The 665-nt window shown below is 75.0% G+C and carries 1 protein-coding gene; it reads left to right on the forward strand.

Annotated elements, in window-relative coordinates:
* Positions 1 to 541 (forward strand): MOSC domain-containing protein (locus DBR36_RS16260; protein WP_108320742.1); only part of this gene is annotated, 541 nt, incomplete at its 5' end.
* Positions 542 to 665 lie beyond the last annotated feature (124 nt).

Below are 665 nucleotides of genomic sequence, written 5' to 3' on the forward strand. Positions count from 1 at the left end.
CCGTCTCGTCGCCGTCTGCGCCGTCCACACCTTGCACCCGGATGCCGGTTCCATCGGCGTGACCGCGATCGACAAGCGCCCGGTGGACGGTGCCGTGCGGGTCGGCAAACTGGGCGTCCGCGCGGACGTGCAGGCCAGCCGCAAGCACCACGGCGGCCCCGACAAGGCCGTGTACGCCTATGCCGCCGAGGACGCGGCGTTCTGGCAGGAGCAGCTCGGGCGGGAGCTCGCCCCCGGGTGGTTCGGCGAGAACCTGCGGGTCGAGGGGCTCGACGTCAACGCCGCGCGCATCGGCGAGGTGTGGCGCATCGGCGACACCGTCGAGGTCGAGGTCACCATGCCGCGGACGCCCTGCTCGACGTTCGCGCGCTGGGTCGGCGGTTCCGCCTCGCGCGGCTGGGTGAAGCGCTTCTCGGACGAGGGGCGCCTCGGCGCGTACCTGCGCGTGCGTCGCGCGGGCGAGGTGCGAGCGGGGGATGCCATCGAGGTGCTGTCGTCGCCGGCCGGGGCGCAGACGGTGCTGGAGATGTACCGCAGCTGAGCCGCGGGGTCCGTGGGGCGTCGTGCCGGGGTGTGCTGCGGCGGTGCCCGGGGCGCGCCCTGCCGTGCCCCGCGGTGCACAACGGCGGGAGTTCGACGCGACACGCCGGGGCGGAGGCCTGGGA

The sequence above is a fragment of the Microbacterium sp. HMWF026 genome (assembly GCF_003061325.1).
In the GTDB taxonomy this organism is placed as follows: domain Bacteria; phylum Actinomycetota; class Actinomycetes; order Actinomycetales; family Microbacteriaceae; genus Microbacterium; species Microbacterium testaceum_E.